This is a genomic window from Caballeronia sp. LP006, assembly GCF_031450995.1.
GTDB lineage: Bacteria > Pseudomonadota > Gammaproteobacteria > Burkholderiales > Burkholderiaceae > Caballeronia.
The window spans coordinates 285593-302373 of sequence record NZ_JARTVW010000006.1; the positions used below are offsets into that span (position 1 = coordinate 285593).

General features: G+C 61.2%; 17 protein-coding genes. 15 read left to right on the forward strand and 2 right to left on the reverse strand.

Features of this window, described 5'->3' with window-relative positions; all coding sequences use genetic code 11:
* The first annotated feature begins 30 nt into the window (after nt 1-30).
* The 4 genes from P9250_RS31880 (at nt 31) to P9250_RS31895 (ending at nt 4427) form a co-directional block, all read left to right on the forward strand.
* Complete coding sequence (locus P9250_RS31880) at nt 31-912, forward strand: hypothetical protein (protein WP_310397419.1); 882 nt, start codon at nt 31-33, stop codon at nt 910-912.
* A gap of 173 nt (nt 913-1085) precedes the next feature.
* Entirely contained in the window at nt 1086-2111 is a 1026-nt protein-coding gene (locus P9250_RS31885) for an ATP-binding protein (RefSeq protein WP_250528359.1), read from the forward strand.
* Between the two features lie 108 nt (nt 2112-2219).
* Nucleotides 2220-3134 (forward strand): hypothetical protein, encoded by a 915-nt coding sequence (locus tag P9250_RS31890; protein ID WP_310397422.1) that lies wholly within the window; start codon nt 2220-2222, stop codon nt 3132-3134.
* Nucleotides 3135-3143: 9 nt separating this feature from the next.
* Entirely contained in the window at nt 3144-4427 is a 1284-nt protein-coding gene (locus tag P9250_RS31895) for a DUF2201 family putative metallopeptidase (RefSeq protein WP_310397424.1), read from the forward strand.
* A gap of 73 nt (nt 4428-4500) precedes the next feature.
* Here P9250_RS31895 and P9250_RS31900 read toward each other — a convergent pair whose 3' ends face one another.
* Together P9250_RS31900 and P9250_RS31905 are read right to left on the reverse strand one after the other, a co-directional pair.
* Nucleotides 4501-4968 (reverse strand): hypothetical protein, encoded by a 468-nt coding sequence (locus P9250_RS31900; RefSeq protein WP_310397426.1) that lies wholly within the window; start codon nt 4966-4968, stop codon nt 4501-4503.
* A 27-nt stretch (nt 4969-4995) separates the two neighbouring features.
* Entirely contained in the window at nt 4996-5466 is a 471-nt protein-coding gene (locus tag P9250_RS31905) for a zinc-finger-containing protein (protein ID WP_310397428.1), read from the reverse strand.
* Between the two features lie 355 nt (nt 5467-5821).
* Between P9250_RS31905 and P9250_RS31910 the strand changes: the two genes are divergently transcribed.
* From P9250_RS31910 to P9250_RS31960, 11 genes are read left to right on the forward strand one after another with little or no spacing between them, the layout of a single operon-like run.
* A complete protein-coding gene (locus P9250_RS31910; RefSeq protein ID WP_310397430.1) occupies nt 5822-6871 on the forward strand; it encodes an ATPase, T2SS/T4P/T4SS family in 1050 nt (349 codons plus the stop codon).
* Between the two features lie 12 nt (nt 6872-6883).
* Nucleotides 6884-7237 carry a TrbC/VirB2 family protein gene (locus P9250_RS31915; protein ID WP_310397432.1) on the forward strand — a complete coding sequence of 118 codons (354 nt, stop codon included), beginning with the start codon at nt 6884-6886 and terminating at the stop codon, nt 7235-7237.
* Nucleotide 7238: 1 nt separating this feature from the next.
* Nucleotides 7239-7547, forward strand: coding sequence for a VirB3 family type IV secretion system protein (locus P9250_RS31920; RefSeq protein WP_239294732.1), 309 nt, complete (start codon nt 7239-7241; stop codon nt 7545-7547).
* A complete protein-coding gene (locus P9250_RS31925) occupies nt 7541-10003 on the forward strand; it encodes a type IV secretion system protein VirB4 (RefSeq protein ID WP_310397434.1) in 2463 nt (820 codons plus the stop codon). Before P9250_RS31920 ends, P9250_RS31925 begins: the two co-directional genes overlap by 7 nt.
* 23 nt (nt 10004-10026) lie before the next feature.
* Entirely contained in the window at nt 10027-10794 is a 768-nt protein-coding gene (locus P9250_RS31930; protein ID WP_310397435.1) for a type VI secretion protein, read from the forward strand.
* Complete coding sequence (locus P9250_RS31935) at nt 10791-11810, forward strand: type IV secretion system protein (protein ID WP_310397437.1); 1020 nt, start codon at nt 10791-10793, stop codon at nt 11808-11810. The genes P9250_RS31930 and P9250_RS31935 overlap by 4 nt, the downstream gene beginning before the upstream one ends.
* A complete protein-coding gene (locus P9250_RS31940; protein ID WP_310397439.1) occupies nt 11807-13174 on the forward strand; it encodes a TraI domain-containing protein in 1368 nt (455 codons plus the stop codon). Before P9250_RS31935 ends, P9250_RS31940 begins: the two co-directional genes overlap by 4 nt.
* Nucleotides 13171-15042: a conjugative transfer system coupling protein TraD gene (gene traD, locus P9250_RS31945; RefSeq protein ID WP_310397441.1), complete on the forward strand. Its 1872-nt coding sequence runs from the start codon at nt 13171-13173 to the stop codon at nt 15040-15042. Before P9250_RS31940 ends, traD begins: the two co-directional genes overlap by 4 nt.
* A 10-nt stretch (nt 15043-15052) precedes the next feature.
* Nucleotides 15053-15571 (forward strand): hypothetical protein, encoded by a 519-nt coding sequence (locus P9250_RS31950; RefSeq protein WP_310397443.1) that lies wholly within the window; start codon nt 15053-15055, stop codon nt 15569-15571.
* The gene (locus P9250_RS31955; protein WP_063786815.1) at nt 15528-15782 is read left to right on the forward strand and encodes a hypothetical protein; all 255 of its coding nucleotides are present in this window, start codon (nt 15528-15530) and stop codon (nt 15780-15782) included. The genes P9250_RS31950 and P9250_RS31955 overlap by 44 nt, the downstream gene beginning before the upstream one ends.
* Nucleotides 15775-16389: a DUF4400 domain-containing protein gene (locus P9250_RS31960; RefSeq protein ID WP_310397445.1), complete on the forward strand. Its 615-nt coding sequence runs from the start codon at nt 15775-15777 to the stop codon at nt 16387-16389. The genes P9250_RS31955 and P9250_RS31960 overlap by 8 nt, the downstream gene beginning before the upstream one ends.
* Nucleotides 16390-16781: the final 392 nt, after the last annotated feature.

The window sequence follows — 16781 nt, forward strand, 5'->3', positions numbered from 1 at the left end:
TTGCCCGCCATCTTTCCGAGGCAATCGCCCATGTTTCAGCTTTCCTTCTCGGGCTCCGCCCATTCCTTCCGTACGATGCTCGAAGTGCTCCGTTTCCTGCGAGACGACGCGAGTGTCGCAGCAGTTGACGCCGCGAAGATCGCGCTTACGTTCGTCAGCCACTCCGTATCCGTCACTCGTTATAACGGCACGCTGACCGTTCGTCGGCCTGGAACGGCGACAAGCCTCTTCCTGTCGCTCATCGACGAGATCGACGCGGCCTACTTCAGACTGTCGTTCGCCGCGCTCGAAGCGTGGCAAATCCGGCGCCAGCACTGGCAACTGCTCTATCTGGCTTTTGATCTGGCACTCGAGCCGCTGTATTTGTTCTCCTCGGAGCAGGTGGCGCAAGCCAACGAAGAGGCGGCTAAGAGCGGCCGTCGCGGGCTGGACCTGTTCGAGCTGCTGCAGGGCGAGTTCGAGCGTCGGTTCGGCTTTCGCTACGCCGGCCCGGTGCTGGACAATCGACAGTGCAACGGTCGGCACGAGGTTCATGTGGCCTACGCGCTCGCCGCGGGAAAGCCCGTTGCGCAGGCGGTGATCGATGACTACGCTTCGTTGTCGAAGTTCGATTCCGACTTGCAATGGGCCAAGCCGCTTCTCGTGGTGCCGGAGTTGCGTGGTGCGTTGCCGCTTGCGAAGCTCGTTCCGCTCGCAACGGTGATGCGTCATTCGAAGGGACTAGCGTGCGTTACGCGCTCGCTGACCGCGTGCGGCAATTGCAGGTATCGCTTCGCGCAAACGACGGTACGCTCGCTTATGCGCGCGTGGCGCTTGAACAGCGCGCAAGCTGATTCTCTTTCGATCAACCCGGCCATCGTGCCGGGTTTTTTTTCACCGCTCGCGCAGACACGGCGGCTTAAGGCGCTATGAAATAGTGACCTTTCCACGGATTGACTGATCCCACGACCCCTACACTGCATCTATCACCCGCGTCACTGACGCATCGACCCAGCCGGCCACGAGCCGGCTTTTTCATATCTTGCCCCACAGGGACCACGTCCCTACGGGCGTAGTCTTTAAGGGGCTTCTCTTTGGAAGCCATCATGAAAGTCACGCCCGCTCAACTCACCGAACTCCTCTCGCTGTACGTGCCGAAGCGCCTGCCGGTGCTCATCACTGGCCGCCCCGGCATCGGCAAGAGCGATATCGTCGAACAGACCGCGCATGCGACTGATCACGAACTGCTCATCAGTCACCCGGTTGTCGAGGATCCAACCGACTCGAAAGGGTTGCCGTTTCCCTCGCCCGATGGCGCGACCGCCAAGTTCCTGCCGTTCGGGGATTTGGAACGAGCGATGACTGCCAGACGACCGCTCATCTGGTTCCTGGACGACCTTGGGCAGGCCTCGCCCGCCGTGCAAGCCGCGAAGATGCAGTTGCTGCTCGCGCGGCGCGTCGGCGAGCACGTTCTGCCGCCGCAGGTCACGTTCCTCGCGGCCACCAACCGCCGCACGGACAACGCCGGTGTCTCGGGGATTCTCGATCCGGTGATCTCGCGTTTCGCCACGGTGGTCGAGCTGGAACCGACCATCGACGACTGGACGCAGTGGGCCGTGCGCGAAAACATCCCGCCCGCGCTCATCGCGTTCCTGCGCTTCCGTCCGGACTTGCTGTCCGTGCAGAAGACGTCGCGCGATATCGAGAATGCACCGAGCCCGCGTAGCTGGGGGTTCGTGGCGAGAACCATGGAAGTAGTCCCCAAGCACCTGGAGCACATTTCCTACGCCGGTTCGGTGGGAGAGGGTGCCGCGACGGAACTGGTCGCGTTCCTCCAAATCTTCCGCGAGCTGCCGAATCCGGACGCGATTCTTCTCGCGCCCGACACGGCCATGATTCCGACGACGCCTTCGGCGTTGTACGCGATCGCGGCCGCGCTTGCCGCACGCGCGAACGAAAACAACTTCGATCGCGTCGTGCGCTACACCGAGCGTCTGATCGGTGAAGGGCACCGGGAGTTCGCGGCGCTGCTGGTGCGCGATGCAGTTCAGCGCACGCCGCAGATCCAAAACTCGTATGCCTTCATTGGCGCGCAAGGCGGAGAGATCGGCAAGATCATCCGCGGCGAGTAATCACGCAATACCCCTTTCTCAGCATCACCCATGTTGGCCCTGTCGTGTCTTCGGACGCGCAGGGCCTTTTTCTTGGCTTTATCCATTCCATTTCTACGAGGTTTTCTCATGGACATCACTTCCATTCAATCGAAGGTCATGCTTTGCTCCGTCACGATTTCTACCTGGGTCGCCCGCCGTTTCGACGGCAAGGTGACGCAGGAAGTCGAGAGCAAGCACCACGCGAAGGGCATCGGCAGATTCAACAAACGCCTGTTGCCCGAGCACGCGCCGAGCTTCGCAGAAGTCGTGACGCTCGCCGGCCGCATCCGCTCGTACTTCTACGACCACACCCTGAAGTACGACCAGTTGGGCGTGCGGCTGCTGCCGACGATGGTGTACATGGACTTCGCCGAAAAGATGCGCTCGTTAAAAGACGAGTTCGACTTGGCGGTCTCCGTGTTCCTAACCGACTACCTGAACCTGAAGGAGGCGGCTCGCGAAGAACTGAACGGGCTGTTCAACGAGGCGGACTATCCGACTCTCGCTGAGCTGTCCACGAAGTTCGGCGTGAAGATGGCCGTCCTGCCGTTTCCCGACGCAAGCCAGTTCGGCGTCGAGCTTCCGGCGAACGTGCTCAACACGCTCAAGAGCGAGTTGGACCAGCACGTTCTGGCCTCGATCACGACCGCGAACGAGGACCTGGTGCGGCGTCTGTACGAAGCCGTCTCGCAAATGGAGAACCGCCTGTACGCGACGGGCAACGTGCGACTCGACGTCGCCAACAACGTGCGCGAACTATGCGCCTTGTTGCCGAAGCTGAACTTCGCGAACGACCCGCAGCTCACGCACATCCTCGAGCAGGCCAAGACGCATCTGGCCGTGCACACGGGGGCGGAGTTGAAAGACTCGCGCGTGCTTCGTTCTCAGGTGGCCAGCAAGGCACAGGAGATTGAAGGGCTGATGGCCGCGTTCATGGGCATGCAGCCGGAGCCGATGGAAGTCGAATCGGCGCACGCGAGCCAACTGCGCCTCGTCGCGTAAGGGGGCGTCATGGACCGCAATGATGTGGTGTTGGGCAGTAGCGCGGTCCATCCGCGCCTTGCCCGGCAGCGGACCGAGCTTGTCCTCTCGCAACCATTCTTCGGAGCGCTCTCGCTCCGATTGGATGTCCGCGAGGATCCGACTGCCAAGACTTTCTGGGTGGATGGCGAAACGCTGGGCTACAACCCGACGTACATGGAATCGCTCAGCGACCTCGAAGTCCGGGGTGTCGTCGCGCATGAAGTGCTGCACGTGGCCAATGGTCACTGCTGGCGCCAGGGCGCGCGAGACCTCAACCGATGGAACGATGCCTGTGACTACGCGATCAATCCGATCGTGCTGTCGTCGGGCATGGTTCTGCCGAAAGGCGCGCTAGTCGATCCGCGCTATACGGGCAAGTCGGCCGAGGAGATCTACGGTTTGCTGACACAGGAGGCGAAGGAAAAGCAGCAACAGCCTCCGCAGCCGAATCAGCCGCCGCAACAGCCGCAGCAGCCGCAGCCAGGTCCGCAAGACCAGCAGCAGCCGAACGGCAAGCAGGCTCCGAAGCCCGGTGGCCAGAACGGCGCCGCGCCGGGGCAGTCGCCCGGCGATCAGCCTTCGCGTCCCGGTTCATTCGGTGAAGTGCGGCCCTACAAGGGGCCGGACAAGCCGGTAAAGGAAGCGGGGTGGAAGGTTGCCGTCACGCAAGCCGCGAAAGCGGCCGCGATGCGCGGCAAGCTCCCCGGTGATCTGCAGGCGATGGCGGGCGAAGCGGTGCGGCCTGTCGTGGACTGGCGGGCGGTGCTGCATCGCTTTGCCCAGCAGTCGTCGCCGTCGGACTACAGCTTCGCGGCGCCGAATCGCCGGTATCTGCATCTCGGCTTCTATCTGCCGTCGCTGCATACACCGGCGATCGGCGATGCGGTCTTCGTGCGTGACTCCAGCGGTTCGGTGTTCGACGAGACGCAGGCGCAGTTCGACGCGGAGATCCTCGCGGTTTTCCACTCGTTGAAGCCAGCGCGCCTGATCGTGATGGACTGCGACACGCGCGTCACGCAGGTGCAGATCTTCGAGCGAGGCGACTCGCCGGATATCAAGCCTGTGCGCGGCGGGGGCGGGACGGCGTTCGTCGACCCGTTCAATCGGGTCGCGGAAGACGGCATGAACCCCGCCTTTCTGGTCTACCTGACAGATATGGTCGGGCGCTTTCCCACCGTCGCGCCGCACTACCCGGTGCTATGGGCATCGACCACCCCTCTGACGCGCGCCCGCAAGGCGCCGTTTGGGGAAACGATGGAGGTGATCTGCTAGACCCCGGCTGGGCCGGGCATCCAATGAAAAACGAGCCCGGCGATTTGCCGGGCTTTTTTTCGTCTTCAGCAGTTCACGCGCGGCGTTTTTGCAGCGGCTGGTATGCCTCGCCACCTTTGAACCGCTCGAGGCGCTCGCTCGCCGCGGTGAGTGCGCCGAGGCTCACCGTCTGCAATTGCTGGTCGTACATGCAGATGACTGCGGTCAGCAAAGCGAACGCCGCGTCGGAGCAAATCCGCCAAATCCCGCGCTCTCGACCGCCTTCGAAAACCTGCGCCATTGCGCGGTCGGCCGCCAGCAGCGTCTCGTGAGAGAACTCACCGTGGCCTGCCTCGGAAAGAAACTTAGCCAGTAGTACCACCTCGGTGATGTGCTGCGCGGGAGCGATCTCGTCGCAGTCGCCGCGGAGGGCTTCCAAGGAGAGATGCGCCCGGAGCGCCAGGTCGTCGACGACCGCGCGGGGAATCGGGAGCAATTGTGCTTTATTCAGGCGCGCGCGGGCGGCTTGAGACGAACGCTGGAAGGGAAGGGTCCTGGACATAGGAAACGTATGTTTGACTGCCCGGGGTTAACGATCTTCCCAAGCCGGTTCTAAAGAGGCGGTGGCGGTGCGGGCGCGCTGGAACTCGTCGACGACCGCTATCGCGCGCGCGCACTGGTCCGCGTCAAGGGTATGGATCGAGCACTTCTCGACGTCCGCGCCGATCTCGCCAGCCAGCCATTTCATCGCTTTTGCGCGCGCTTCGAACACGTTGCAGCCGTCGCGGCGGACCTTCGCCGCCACCAGCGGTTCAAGCGCCGCGTGGAGCTTCGCCTTCAGTTCACGAAGGCGCGCGTCAGCAAGGCGTCCGAGCGGGACATTCCGCTTGCTGCGCGGGAACACGCCGATCCACGCATGACAGTTTTGGCAAAGCCACAGCGGGCCGTGGTCGTCCCGGTAAGGGTAGGCGTCGTCGCCTGCACGGGCGAGGACGGCTGGATTGCCGCAATAGTCGCAATCTGGGTGGGGAAGCGGTTTGATTGGTTTTCCGATGCGCATCGCCGATGACTTAGGGCGGAATAACGAACAAAGCGGCTCACGGCGGGCGACGGCGACACGTAAAATGTCAGGCCCGTAACGCTACGAGCAACGCCCGCCGCGGACGATGGGAAATGCTTAACAGCCAGTCGCCGCAGGCGGTAGCCGGAAAGCTACATCATTTTTAGCGTCTTTCTGGCAAATGCGTTTCATCATGATAATTCACTTGGCCCTTCTGCCAGGCCGGCGCCAAATCCCGGGGGCGATAGTTTGGCAATGTCCTGAAAGCCGATCAATTTGAGGCGTCTTTTCATACCCGCGTGCGCGTGGCACCACCAACAATACCCGACATGTTAGATCGCCCACAGAGCATCGCATGTCCGAGTCTGCCGATAACCCACTGCTGAAGCTGCGCCCCCTCGAAGCGGAAGCCGTGCGCATGTTCTTCCATGCGCTTTCGCCGCTGCGCGAGCTGCTGGATTCGCCCGACCTCGCGGAAATCATGATCAACGATTACCGCAACGTCTGGGTGGAGCGTCGTGGCGTGATGACGCGCGAGAACATTGACCTGCGCCCTGAACAGCTCGAAGGAGCGATCCACTCGCTCGCGTCGTCCGTCGAAAAGTCGGCAAAGGCGGGAAGCGACAAAGGCATCATCAACGCGGGCCACCAAAACTTGCGTATCGCAGCGGTGATGAGCCCAACGTCGATCGACGGGCACGCGCTGAGCATCCGAAAGCACCGTGAATCGAAACTCACGCTGTCGGACTACGTGAACATGGGCGCGTTTTCCGCAGCCAACGCCCGACCGGAATACGCGGAAGCCATTCATTTCGAGAACGGCATCGAGGACGCAGCCCTCATGCGCGCGCTCGTCGCGCTCGTCCAGTCGCGCAAGAACGTGCTCGTTGCCGGCGGCACGTCGGCGGGTAAGACGACGTTCCTTAATGCGCTAATCGAGCAGATCCCGTCCGACCAGCGCGTAATCTCTATCGAAGACACGATGGAACTGAAGCTGCACGTGCCCAATCGCGTGCGGTTGCTCTCGAACGCCGACACAAACGTGACGACGCAGCTGCTCGTCGCGCTCTGTCTTCGCTTTCGCCCCGACCGCATCATCGTTGGTGAGGTGCGCGGCGGCGAAGCCTACGACCTGCTGCAGGCGCTCAACACCGGCCACGACGGCGGTCTGGCATCGATTCACGCGAACAACGGGCGCACGGCCTTGAGCCGCCTCGAATCGCTCGCCATGCTCGGCATCCCGACCGGATCGCGTTGGGAGCTAGAAGACATGCGCAAGAACATCGCTGACTGCTTCAACTACGTCGTGCACTTCAAGCGCACCGGCGAAATGCGGCACGTCTCCGAAATCCTTGAAATCCGGGGATTCAAAAACAACGATTACGACCTACAACGCGTTTTTTAACGGGAGCATCAAATGAAGGGAAAGAAGGTACTGAACACAGTGACAACGGTAGCCAAGCGTCTGCGTCCGGGCAAGCCGATGCTGGTTGGCGCGTTGCTGAGCGTCGTGTCGATGGCTGCGATGGCCGCGGGTGATTTCTCGAGCCTGACGGGCCTGACGGACATCATTTGCACGATCAGCAACCTGATCAGCGGCCCGTACCTGTACGGCATCGGCATCGTGCTCATCACGCTGGGCGGCGTCGCGGTGGCGAATTCGGAAAGCAATATCGCCAAGACGTTCTCGGTGGTGCTGGTCGGTCTCGGCATTGCGTCGGTCGCCGTGCCGATCATGCGCGATCATTTTCACATGGCCAACGCCTGCTGATATGCGCCAGCACAAGGTTAGTCGAGGCCTCTCATTGCCGCGCCAGATGGGCGGAGCAGACCGAGGGCTCGCCATTTTCAACGGGACGATGACCGCGTTGCTCACCTACACGAGTTGGACCCCGGCGTTCCTCGTCGTCGGCGTGCTGGTGCATGTTTTTCTGCGCTGGAAGAGCTCGACTGACCCGTGGTGGCGAATCGTGATGCTGGTGTACAACCGCTACCCGGACGTCTATGAGCCGGGGCCGAGCAGCCGTTTTAGTGCGCGCTTCAAGCGGCCGTATGGGTTTGATCAGGACCTTCCATGCTGAAAATGATGTTCACCAAGCGCGCGGTGCAGGAGATCGCGCCGTGGGCGACGATGGTCACGCCCGAACTGGTGCTCAATAAGGACGGGTCGTTGCTGACCGTGTTCGAGTTCGAAGGCATCGACGCGGACTCGCCCAATCCCGGCGACATCACCGCCGCCCGCGACAACCTCGATCACGCGTGCCGTAACTTCGATCACCGCGTGACCGCGTGGTGGCGCATGTCGCACCGGCGCGTGCGCGGTGGCATGGACGGCACCTTTGCGTCGGAGGCCGATGCGCGCGTCGACGCGATCAATCAGGCAATCATCGGCAGCGGCAAGTACTTCAAGAACGCGCACTCGCTCGCGCTCGCATTCACGCCCGAAACCGGAATCTCGCGGATCTTCGACAAGATCAGCTATCACATGACAGTCGGCGGCAAGAACCTGGCTGTGGCGATGTTCGAGGCGGTGAAAGACACGATTCTCGCGCGCAGCGCCTTCGCGTTCGACCTCACGAAGATTCAAAATGAGATCAAGCGGTTCGAGTCGGTGATCGACGGTTTTGTTGGCGGTGTCACGCGCCTGAAGATGAAGCGGCTGCAGCTTCAGAATGTTCTGTCGTTTCTGCATCAGCGCGCGAATCCGTCGTCGCCCAAGCGCCGAGTGCGCTATCCGGTCACGATGCTCGACACGCACCTGACCGAGACGGAAGTCACGATCGGCGCCACGGAACTGATGTTCGAATCGGCGCACGGCAAGGTGTACGCGCGGATCATCGGCATTAAGGAATGGATGGGCTTTCAGGAAGCGGCGCTCGACGTCCTCTCGCAGGTAGACGCGGAACTGGACGTCTGCGTGATGTTCCGTTTCCTCGACACCTCGCGGGCGAGCGCGTACATCAAAAAGATTCGCGGCTTCTACAAGGTCGCGGCCTTCAACCCGGTCGCCATCCTCAAGCAGTGGGCAACGAAGGAAGCGCAGAAAAACGACGAAGGCCGTGAGATCTTGGCGAAGGAGGCGGGTGACGCGTTGGCGAAACTCGACGCCGAAGGCCAGCAATACGGATTCGCGAACATCTCGGTTGTCGTCTACGGCAGCACGCCCGAGGAATGCGAAGACGCGACGCGTCAGGTGGTCGGCGTCATCGGCAACGCTGGCTTCGGCGTAATTCTCGAGAAGACGAACCTGTTCGCATCGTGGAGCGCGACGCTGCCGGGTCGCTGGGATCAGCAGAAGCGCCTGCAGTTCGTTGAGACGCCTGCCGTCTCCGACATCGCCCCGCTTTGCAGTGTGGGCGAGGGTTCGAAGGTCAACGAATGGCTGACGCAGCAGTCCGGTACGAAAACCGGGCCGCTGACGTGTCTGCCCACCCGCCATCGCACGCTTCAGTATTTCGACTTGCACCATCCTGGCGGCAAGGCGCACACCCTCGTTGTCGGTCCGATCGGCGCGGGTAAGTCCGTGTTTCTGAACTACCTGATGACGCAGACGGGCCGCCACGGCGCGCGCCGCATTCGATTTGACAAGGACCGATCGACCCGTATCCCGACGCTGCTCGGTGGCGGCCGGTTCATCGATGCAACGGGGCGCTTCGAGGCGGCGACGTCCGTTAATCCGCTCTCGCTGATCGGCGGCCAAAAGCACTGGTCTTACGTCGCGGACTGGGTGCAGCTTGCCATTGAGGGCGAGGATTACACCTGCACGCCGCAGCAGCAAACTGAGATCTACGACCGCATCAAGACGCTGGCGCTCGGCTTCCCGCCTGAGAAGTGGCGTCTGTCGAGCTTGATCACGCTGCTGCCCGCCGATCTGCGCGAGCGCCTTCAGGTCTGGACCGAAGGCAACAAGAACGGCAAGTTCTTCGACCACGCCGAAGACGGCTTCGCCATCTCGGATGACCTGTCGATCGAGATGGGCGACCTGTTCCAAAACTTCCCGGTGGCCGCCGCGTTGTTCATGGACTATGCGTTCTACCGGATCGCGCAGATTCTTGACGGCAAGCGCTACACCGTGATCGAAATTGAAGAGGCGGGCTTCTTCTTCACGTACCCGAAGTTCTATGCGCGCCTCGAAATCTGGGCCGTGACGATCCGAAAGCTCAACGCCGCGCTGGTGATGGCGACGCAGTCGCTCGGCCAGTTGGCCCGTGTGCCGAACTTCGAGATTCTGAAAGAGAACATCCCGAACATTATCTACCTGCCGAACAGCGACGCAATCAACAACCAGGGCTTGTACAGCGACGTGTTTGGTCTCACGCAGCACCAGATCAAGATGATCTCTGACGCGGTGCCAAACCGCGACTACCTGTGGGTGACGGCCAAGCAAAGCCGGATGCTGCAGGCGCAGTTCCCGAAGGAGGCGCTCGCCTACCTGCGCTCGGATGGTCGCGCGCAGGCGCTCCTCGACAAGCACGTCAAGTCAGGCAGCCCGCAATGGCGGGAGGACTACGTGCGCGACGTGCTCGTCAACGCTTGAACGCATTAGATAAAGGTATCGCCATGATGAAAAAACTGCTCCGCTGCGTCGCAGCCACCGGCGTTTTGACGCTGGGATTCGTGCAACACGCCAACGCGAACATGCCGGTGTTCGACGCGTCCAATTTCATTCAAAACACGATGACGGCGGCGGCAGCCGTGAAGGGTGAGGTCTATCAAGATTCGAACCTCGTCTATCAGTACCAGATGATGCTAAATCAGTTGAAGCAGGCGACCAACCTCAATCCGGCCGCGATGCTGGCGCAGTTCAACAGCATCAAGGACGATATTTCGGGCCTGAGCAAGTACACCGACGCCTTGAAGGATTTGTACGGTGGGCTGCAAAGCAACGCCGAGTATGCGAGCAAGGTGCAGGCGTTAATTACGCAATCGGGAAAGTCGGCCGACCAGTGGTTCACGGATCAGAACACCCTATTGCAGAACAGCGACAAGACGGCCAAGCAGCTTTTCCAGCAAGGCAACGACGTGATCTCGCACGTCAGCACGCTCGCGAAGCGCCGGCGGGAAATTCAGGACCAACTGAACATGTCGCCGACGATGCAGGCAACGGCTCAGCTGACCACCCACATGCTCGACATCATCGCCAGCCAGAACAGCGACCTTCTGACGATGATGGCGGCAAAGCAGCGCAGCGACGCGGTCAAGGATTCGGCGACGGTCGCGGACCAGCAGGCGAACAATGCGAGTCAGGCGGCGCTCAAGGCGCAACAGGACAGAGAACGAGCGGCATTCGACGCTCAAATCGGATCCTCGAAGGTGCTGGGGCAATGATGGTGCGCTCAGCAATGTCGCTCATAAGGTCGCTCCTCGTCTTTCTGGCGGTGATCTGCTGCATCGGCTTTACTGCTAGCCGCACAATGGCGCAAGCCGCCCCCGCTGTGCTGGCGTCGTCGACTAGCTCGGCTGCACTGCTGGCAAGCCAGGCGGGCGACTTTAGCAAGGGGGCAAGCAGCGCCGCACAGCAGATCCATGTCCTGCTCGGCAACGTCGTCACGACGGCAGTGGATGCAAGTTCCAACGTGATGAGCGAGGCCAACATGTTCGCGTGGGGCCTGGGCGTTATCTCGCTAGTTCTCGTCGGAGTGAGGTTCGCCGGAACCCACCATCCGATTTCCGCGTGGGTCGACCTGTTCGAGGAAGTGGCTGTCCTCGGCATCTTCGTCGCCTTGTACCTTGGCTACACGTCGTCGGCGGCTGGCTTTTGGACGTGGTTTGAGCAGTTGGCGGCACATATCAGCAATTCCGACAACGGGTCGGTGGGCTCCCAGATGGCCTCTCTAGCGGGGACCATCATCGACGCGCTCACGGCGAAGCTAAAGACGGTCAAGCTGTGGGACATTCCCGCGCTGTTAACCGATGTCATTGTTCTCGCCTTCGCGGGGATGCTCATGGTTCTCGCCTCAATCATCTTCGTTTATTACACTGCGATTGGCCAGATTCAGGCCGCCGTCGGTATCGTCCTTGGCCCGATTGCGATTGCGCTTGGCTTCTCGTCGTACACGCGCAGCTATTTTAAGAAGTGGCTCGATTGGATGATAAGCGCGGGGATGTACACCGTTGTGGTGGCCGTCCTGATAAAGCTTGTCGGGACGTCCATTTCAGACGCGGTGAGCAAGGCGACCCACGTAGGCGGATCTACCACCGTCAACGGGGCGTATGTCTTCGACCTGGCGGTGTTCGTGCTGCTGCTGTCCTTCGAGATTCCGAAGCTGGCAACGATCTTCGGAGGCGGTGCGACGGCGACCGGTACTGGCGCTTTGAAGCTGGCGAGCAAATTCATTCCATGACAGTCGCTCACGAAGCTATCGCGATCGAAGACTTGTTCACGACGCACCATAAGCGCATTGAGCTCGTTCGCCAGTGCGCCAATGAGAGCACGGAAGCGGAATTCGCACGGAAGTGGGTGTCCGTCTTGCGCCGCTGCGCAAGCTGGTTCTCCTCGATGCCGCTCACGCCGGAGCTGCACTGTGAGCCGGGCGGTGCTTTCCGCGCGACGATCGAGTCAACGTTTTATGCGATGCGGCTGGCCGGTGCGCAGAAGTTCGCCGCGGACCTCACGTCCGACAACCGGCGGCGGCTCGAGCCGCAATACAACTATGCGGTCTTCCTGGCGGCTGCGTGTTCTCTGCTTGACGAGCCTTTCCGTCATTTCGAGATGATTCGCCTGTCCGACCGGTCGAAGTGGAATCCGGCGGCACACGGCGCATTCGGCGCGTGGCTCGGCGGCGGCCAATACACGGTGGAACGGCGAGCAGCGCCGCTCAAGAACGAGCGGATGCGCACCGCGATGTTCGCCCAGACTGTCATCGCGCCGGATTTGCTCTCCGGGTTTGACACCGGGGTGCTTGACGACCTTTTCAACGCGATCAATCCAGAGCGCAGTCCGCAAGGTTACGAGCCGCTCGTCCATAAAGTGGTACGGCAGGCGATGGACGTTGCCGTGGACTTTGAGCGCAAAGCGCAGAAGGCGGTGTTTGCGCCGGTCAAATACGATGTTCCGTCCGCCGTGCATGTCGCCCTCGCGCTCGAGCCGCGTTTTGTCCAATCGACGGCCCCGGCAGGCGGTGAGACGTCCTCAAACGAGCCACATCCGCAGCCAGCGCCGGCATCCGGCGACATGGCGGCCCCGACTGCCCCGGCTTCGACAACGCCCAGCGCGGCCGCAACGAACTCCGCTGACAAGAAGGTCTCAGGAGCCCCGCCTAAATTGTCTCAGTCGTTGCGTGACGCGTTGAAGCGCAGCCAAGCACCGGGCGATGCAGCCGCAAAGACTGAGTCCTCCACAGTCCCGACCCCCGCGCCACGGCGCCCGGCAGCGATCGACCCTGCGGCGGCTCATACCGGCCGTGGCACCGGCAGCCGAACCGGGCCGTCAGACGAGGAACTAACTGAGGTGCTGGGGCCGGGTGCCGCGATGATGAAAGAGTTCTTCAAGGCACTCGCGGGCGACGTCGCGTCGGGAAACGCGAAGGTCACCTGGGAAGAAAAAGGCCTTGCCGTGCAAAAGCGCCTTGTCGGCGCGTACGGCATGACGAGCGATACGCTCGTCGAGCAACTAAAGAAGCGGCAGCTACTCATGCGCGCTCATGGCACCGATATCTGCATCGTTGAGCGAGCAGGGCGTCTCATCATGGAGCGGCCAGCGGCATGAGCTACGTCAACCACTTCCGACCCATCTACGAGTTCAGGCCATTCGTCGTCTGGCCGGTGGTCATCGTTGGAATCCTAGCCTCGGGGATGCCGTACGGCTGGGCATTCGCTCTGGCCGGTGTGCTGCTGCTGTCGATACGCGCACTGCAAATCTGGAAGGCGCTGAGCTTTCGCATGGCGATTTCCACGAAGTGGCTCAGCAAGATCCATATTGACAAGCTCCTCGCCACGCAGAAGACGATGCGGCAAAAAGCGGACTCGATGTACTTGGGCACGGGCTACGAATGGACGCAGAAGCACACGCAGATCGCCCACGAGATTCTTCGCATGCCGGTGACGGATATTCCGTCGTTGCCCAAGTGGCTGCCCAAAACCGAAATCGGTCGGACCGTCGAGGCGCGCATTGAACGGCTGTTCGGACCGAGCGACAGCATCCGGGATCGCATGCCCCAGGGATCATCGTGGATCCACGGCATGGAGCCGCAGAAGGTGAAGGTGCCGTTTCACTACAAGGCAATGGGCGGTCACACGCTCGTGGCCGGCACAACAGGCGCGGGCAAGACCCGGACGTATGAAGTCATTTCCACGCAGGTGATCCATAACCCCAAAGACGTTCTGATCATCGTCGACCCCAAAAACGACGACGAGTGGAAAAAGCGCGTTGAGAAGGAGTGCGCCCGCACCGGCCGCAAGTTCCTCTACTTCAATCAGGCCAAACCGCACGAGTCGATTCGCCTGAACCCGCTCGAAAACTGGTCGCAGCCGTCGGAAATTCCATCGCGGATTGCACAGTTGATGGAAGAGGGCCAGTTCCGGGATTTCGCGTTTCTGTTCATCGACCGCGCGGTGAAGGGCGAGCTGTACGTCGGCGACAAGCCCAACCTGCGATCGATCCTGAAGTACGCGCAGTCGGGGATTTCCAACTTGCTGGAACGCGGCCTGCGCCGCTTCTTCATCGAAAATGGGCTGGCGGACTGGGAAGAGCTGACGGTCACGGCAACGCTTAAAGACGCGCAGCGCCGCAACGACGCGTCAATGGTTGACGGGATGGTCAAGCTGTATCTGGACCGGTTTGCCGCCCACGATCGCGGGCACGAGACGATCGACGGATTGATCGCGACGCACACGCACGACCGCGAGCACTACATGAAAATCATCGCCTCGGCGCTGCCGCTGCTGCAGATGCTGGCGACCGGCGAAACCGGGTTAATGCTCGCACCGAAGGCAGATGACTTCGAGGACGAGCGTGAAATATGGGACATCGACAAGATCATCAAGCAGAAGGCGGTCCTCTACATGGGCCTGGATTCCCTGTCGAACAACATCGTGCAGAAAGCGATCGCCTCAATGGCGCTGTCTGACGTCGCGGCGGTGTGCGGGGCGATCTATAACTTCTACGCGGAGAAGCCCGACGTCGTGCTGATCATCGACGAGATCGCCGAGGCCATCAACGAGCAGGTGATTCAGATCCTCAACAAGGGACGCGGGGCCGGGTTCAAGGCGTTTGTCGCTTTTCAGGCGCGCGCCGACCTAGAAGCAAAACTCGGAAACGCAGCAAAAATGCTGCAGGTTTTGGGTAACCTGAACAACCAGATTGTCCTCAGACTGGAGGACTCAGATACTGCTAAGTGGTTCTCCGACAAGGTCGGCGAAACCGCGATCCGCGTGGTGAACGTCTCGAACAGCTTGAACACGACTACAGAGGCGCATGCACTGGAATTCAGCGGCTCGCAATCGCGCTCGCTTCAGCTTGAGAAGGTGCCATTGATCCCGGTTCGCCTCCTCCATAGCTTGCCGAACTTGCAGTACTTCATGCGCATCTCGGGAGGTGCCGTGTATCAGGGTCGAATTCCCATCATCGAAGGCTAAACCTAAAACTATGTCCGCTGCATACAAACACATCATCCGCGATCACAAGCTGTCGCACCGGCTCATGCCGGTGTTCAACGTGTCGCCGGATCTCGAGCTCGCGTGCTCCCGCGTGGCCGACTTCATCGGCGAACGATTCATGGGAGACAAGCGGCCGTTGACTGCTGAGATGATTGAATCGGCACTCGACAGCTACAGGCGGGCCAAGCGCAACGGCGAGCCGTACGTGGCATTCATGCAAGGTCTCTTTGAGCCGGCCCAGGCACTTTACGCGCGTCGTTACGTTGCGCGCCGTGGCGAGAAGGTGGAAGTGTGGTGCCCGATGATGGAGGCGATCACCGCGTTTGAGCAGCGCCATCCCGACCACGAGCTTGAAATGGTCGACGAGCGCTGTCCGGACCATATCACGCAGCGTACCGCAGCATTCCAGCTCGCATCCCGCGTGCTGCACGGCGAGACGTTCCGCCGCTACTTCGAGGAATACGATGTCGCTCACCGTTACGATAATAGCGAAGTTGTCGCAGACTGATTTCCGCACGGCCAAGCGAGCACTCGAGACCGCGATGGCATTCGACGGCGATGCGAACGCCGCCGTCCCCGAAGAGTTCACCCATGGCGCTGGCGCACGTTGCTACGCCCTGGCGACCATCGCCGAGTATCGCCCGGCGCTATTCTGGTGCGGGCTGTTCGCCGTAGCTCTGATACCCGTGTTGGCGGCAGTAAAGGTGCTACATGGCTAGCCGCTTCGGTTCGCACCTGAAGGTCTGGTTTCTCTTGGTCCCGGTGTTGGCAATAGCCGTCATGCCTGCGATGCCCGACCGGAAGCTATTCGAGGTGCCGGACGTCGAGACTCAGTCGTTGGTGGACACGGTTGGGCAGCAGAAAGTCGATACTGCGGTGAGCCGGGCGAACGAGATATTTCGCCATGCGTTCGTTGATACCGGCCTGCTGCACCGGACACTGAACGCGTCCGGGAGTGTTGGCGGGATGAACGACGGGGGCTTTTCCAGCTTCGCGCATACGTGGACCGAGAATTTCTGGCTGCTCGTCTATCGAATCGTCTTCCGAGCCATGGTGATGCAGCTATGGATCGTGGGCACAATCCTTTTTGCCCTCGGAATGTTCATCGACGGAACCTCTAGGCGAAAGATCAAAGCCTCGGCGGCGGGTTTCGTCAGCCCACTGTCTTTCCACCTCGCGAGCCACGGCCTCTTGCTGGTTTTCGGCACGCTCTTAGCCGTGCTCGTTGCGCCGTTGCCCGTGCTAGCGGGATACTGGGTCGCGGCCGCAGCGCTGTTAGGCGCGCTTCTGTGGAAAGCCGCAGAGTCGTTTCAATCTGCGCGCTAGGAAGCAAATAGTAAGGCGAAGCCCGGAAAGCTCACAAAAAACAGCGTCTTTGTAGCAAACGGGCTTCATCATGATACGGTCCCCAGCCCTAAGCACCCCCTCCTCGGCGCTCCCTCACGGAAGCGCTGTCTCGCCCCGAGCCGGCCTGTCCTTGCTCTCACCGACCTCCATTCTTGAACGCGCGGATGACCGTACCGTGCGTGCGAGCCCAACGGGGCACTGCGCGCAACCGTGCTCCCCACTAGGCTCCGTCGTCGGAAAGGCGCGCGAAATAGTCGCTGTTTCGGACGTTGACCGGTGCCCCCGACCGCAACAATGGACCCCATAGGCAACGCGCTTTGCTTGCCTGATCACCCACGATGAAACGGGACCCATGCGGTTTAGACAGGAGA

Excerpts from the sequence above, each read along its gene's own strand:
- P9250_RS31885 (WP_250528359.1), top strand. The coding sequence starts at position 1,086 with ATGAAAGTCACGCCCGCTCAACTCACCGAACTCCTCTCGCTGTACGTG.
- P9250_RS31950 (WP_310397443.1), top strand. The coding sequence starts at position 15,053 with ATGTCCGCTGCATACAAACACATCATCCGCGATCACAAGCTGTCGCAC.
- P9250_RS31920 (WP_239294732.1), top strand. The coding sequence starts at position 7,239 with ATGCGCCAGCACAAGGTTAGTCGAGGCCTCTCATTGCCGCGCCAGATG.
- P9250_RS31880 (WP_310397419.1), top strand. The coding sequence starts at position 31 with ATGTTTCAGCTTTCCTTCTCGGGCTCCGCCCATTCCTTCCGTACGATG.
- P9250_RS31890 (WP_310397422.1), top strand. The coding sequence starts at position 2,220 with ATGGACATCACTTCCATTCAATCGAAGGTCATGCTTTGCTCCGTCACG.
- P9250_RS31895 (WP_310397424.1), top strand. The coding sequence starts at position 3,144 with ATGGACCGCAATGATGTGGTGTTGGGCAGTAGCGCGGTCCATCCGCGC.
- P9250_RS31940 (WP_310397439.1), top strand. The coding sequence starts at position 11,807 with ATGACAGTCGCTCACGAAGCTATCGCGATCGAAGACTTGTTCACGACG.
- traD (WP_310397441.1), top strand. The coding sequence starts at position 13,171 with ATGAGCTACGTCAACCACTTCCGACCCATCTACGAGTTCAGGCCATTC.
- P9250_RS31900 (WP_310397426.1), bottom strand. The coding sequence starts at position 4,968 with ATGTCCAGGACCCTTCCCTTCCAGCGTTCGTCTCAAGCCGCCCGCGCG.
- P9250_RS31935 (WP_310397437.1), top strand. The coding sequence starts at position 10,791 with ATGATGGTGCGCTCAGCAATGTCGCTCATAAGGTCGCTCCTCGTCTTT.
- P9250_RS31930 (WP_310397435.1), top strand. The coding sequence starts at position 10,027 with ATGATGAAAAAACTGCTCCGCTGCGTCGCAGCCACCGGCGTTTTGACG.
- P9250_RS31905 (WP_310397428.1), bottom strand. The coding sequence starts at position 5,466 with ATGCGCATCGGAAAACCAATCAAACCGCTTCCCCACCCAGATTGCGAC.
- P9250_RS31910 (WP_310397430.1), top strand. The coding sequence starts at position 5,822 with ATGTCCGAGTCTGCCGATAACCCACTGCTGAAGCTGCGCCCCCTCGAA.
- P9250_RS31955 (WP_063786815.1), top strand. The coding sequence starts at position 15,528 with ATGTCGCTCACCGTTACGATAATAGCGAAGTTGTCGCAGACTGATTTC.
- P9250_RS31960 (WP_310397445.1), top strand. The coding sequence starts at position 15,775 with ATGGCTAGCCGCTTCGGTTCGCACCTGAAGGTCTGGTTTCTCTTGGTC.
- P9250_RS31915 (WP_310397432.1), top strand. The coding sequence starts at position 6,884 with ATGAAGGGAAAGAAGGTACTGAACACAGTGACAACGGTAGCCAAGCGT.
- P9250_RS31925 (WP_310397434.1), top strand. The coding sequence starts at position 7,541 with ATGCTGAAAATGATGTTCACCAAGCGCGCGGTGCAGGAGATCGCGCCG.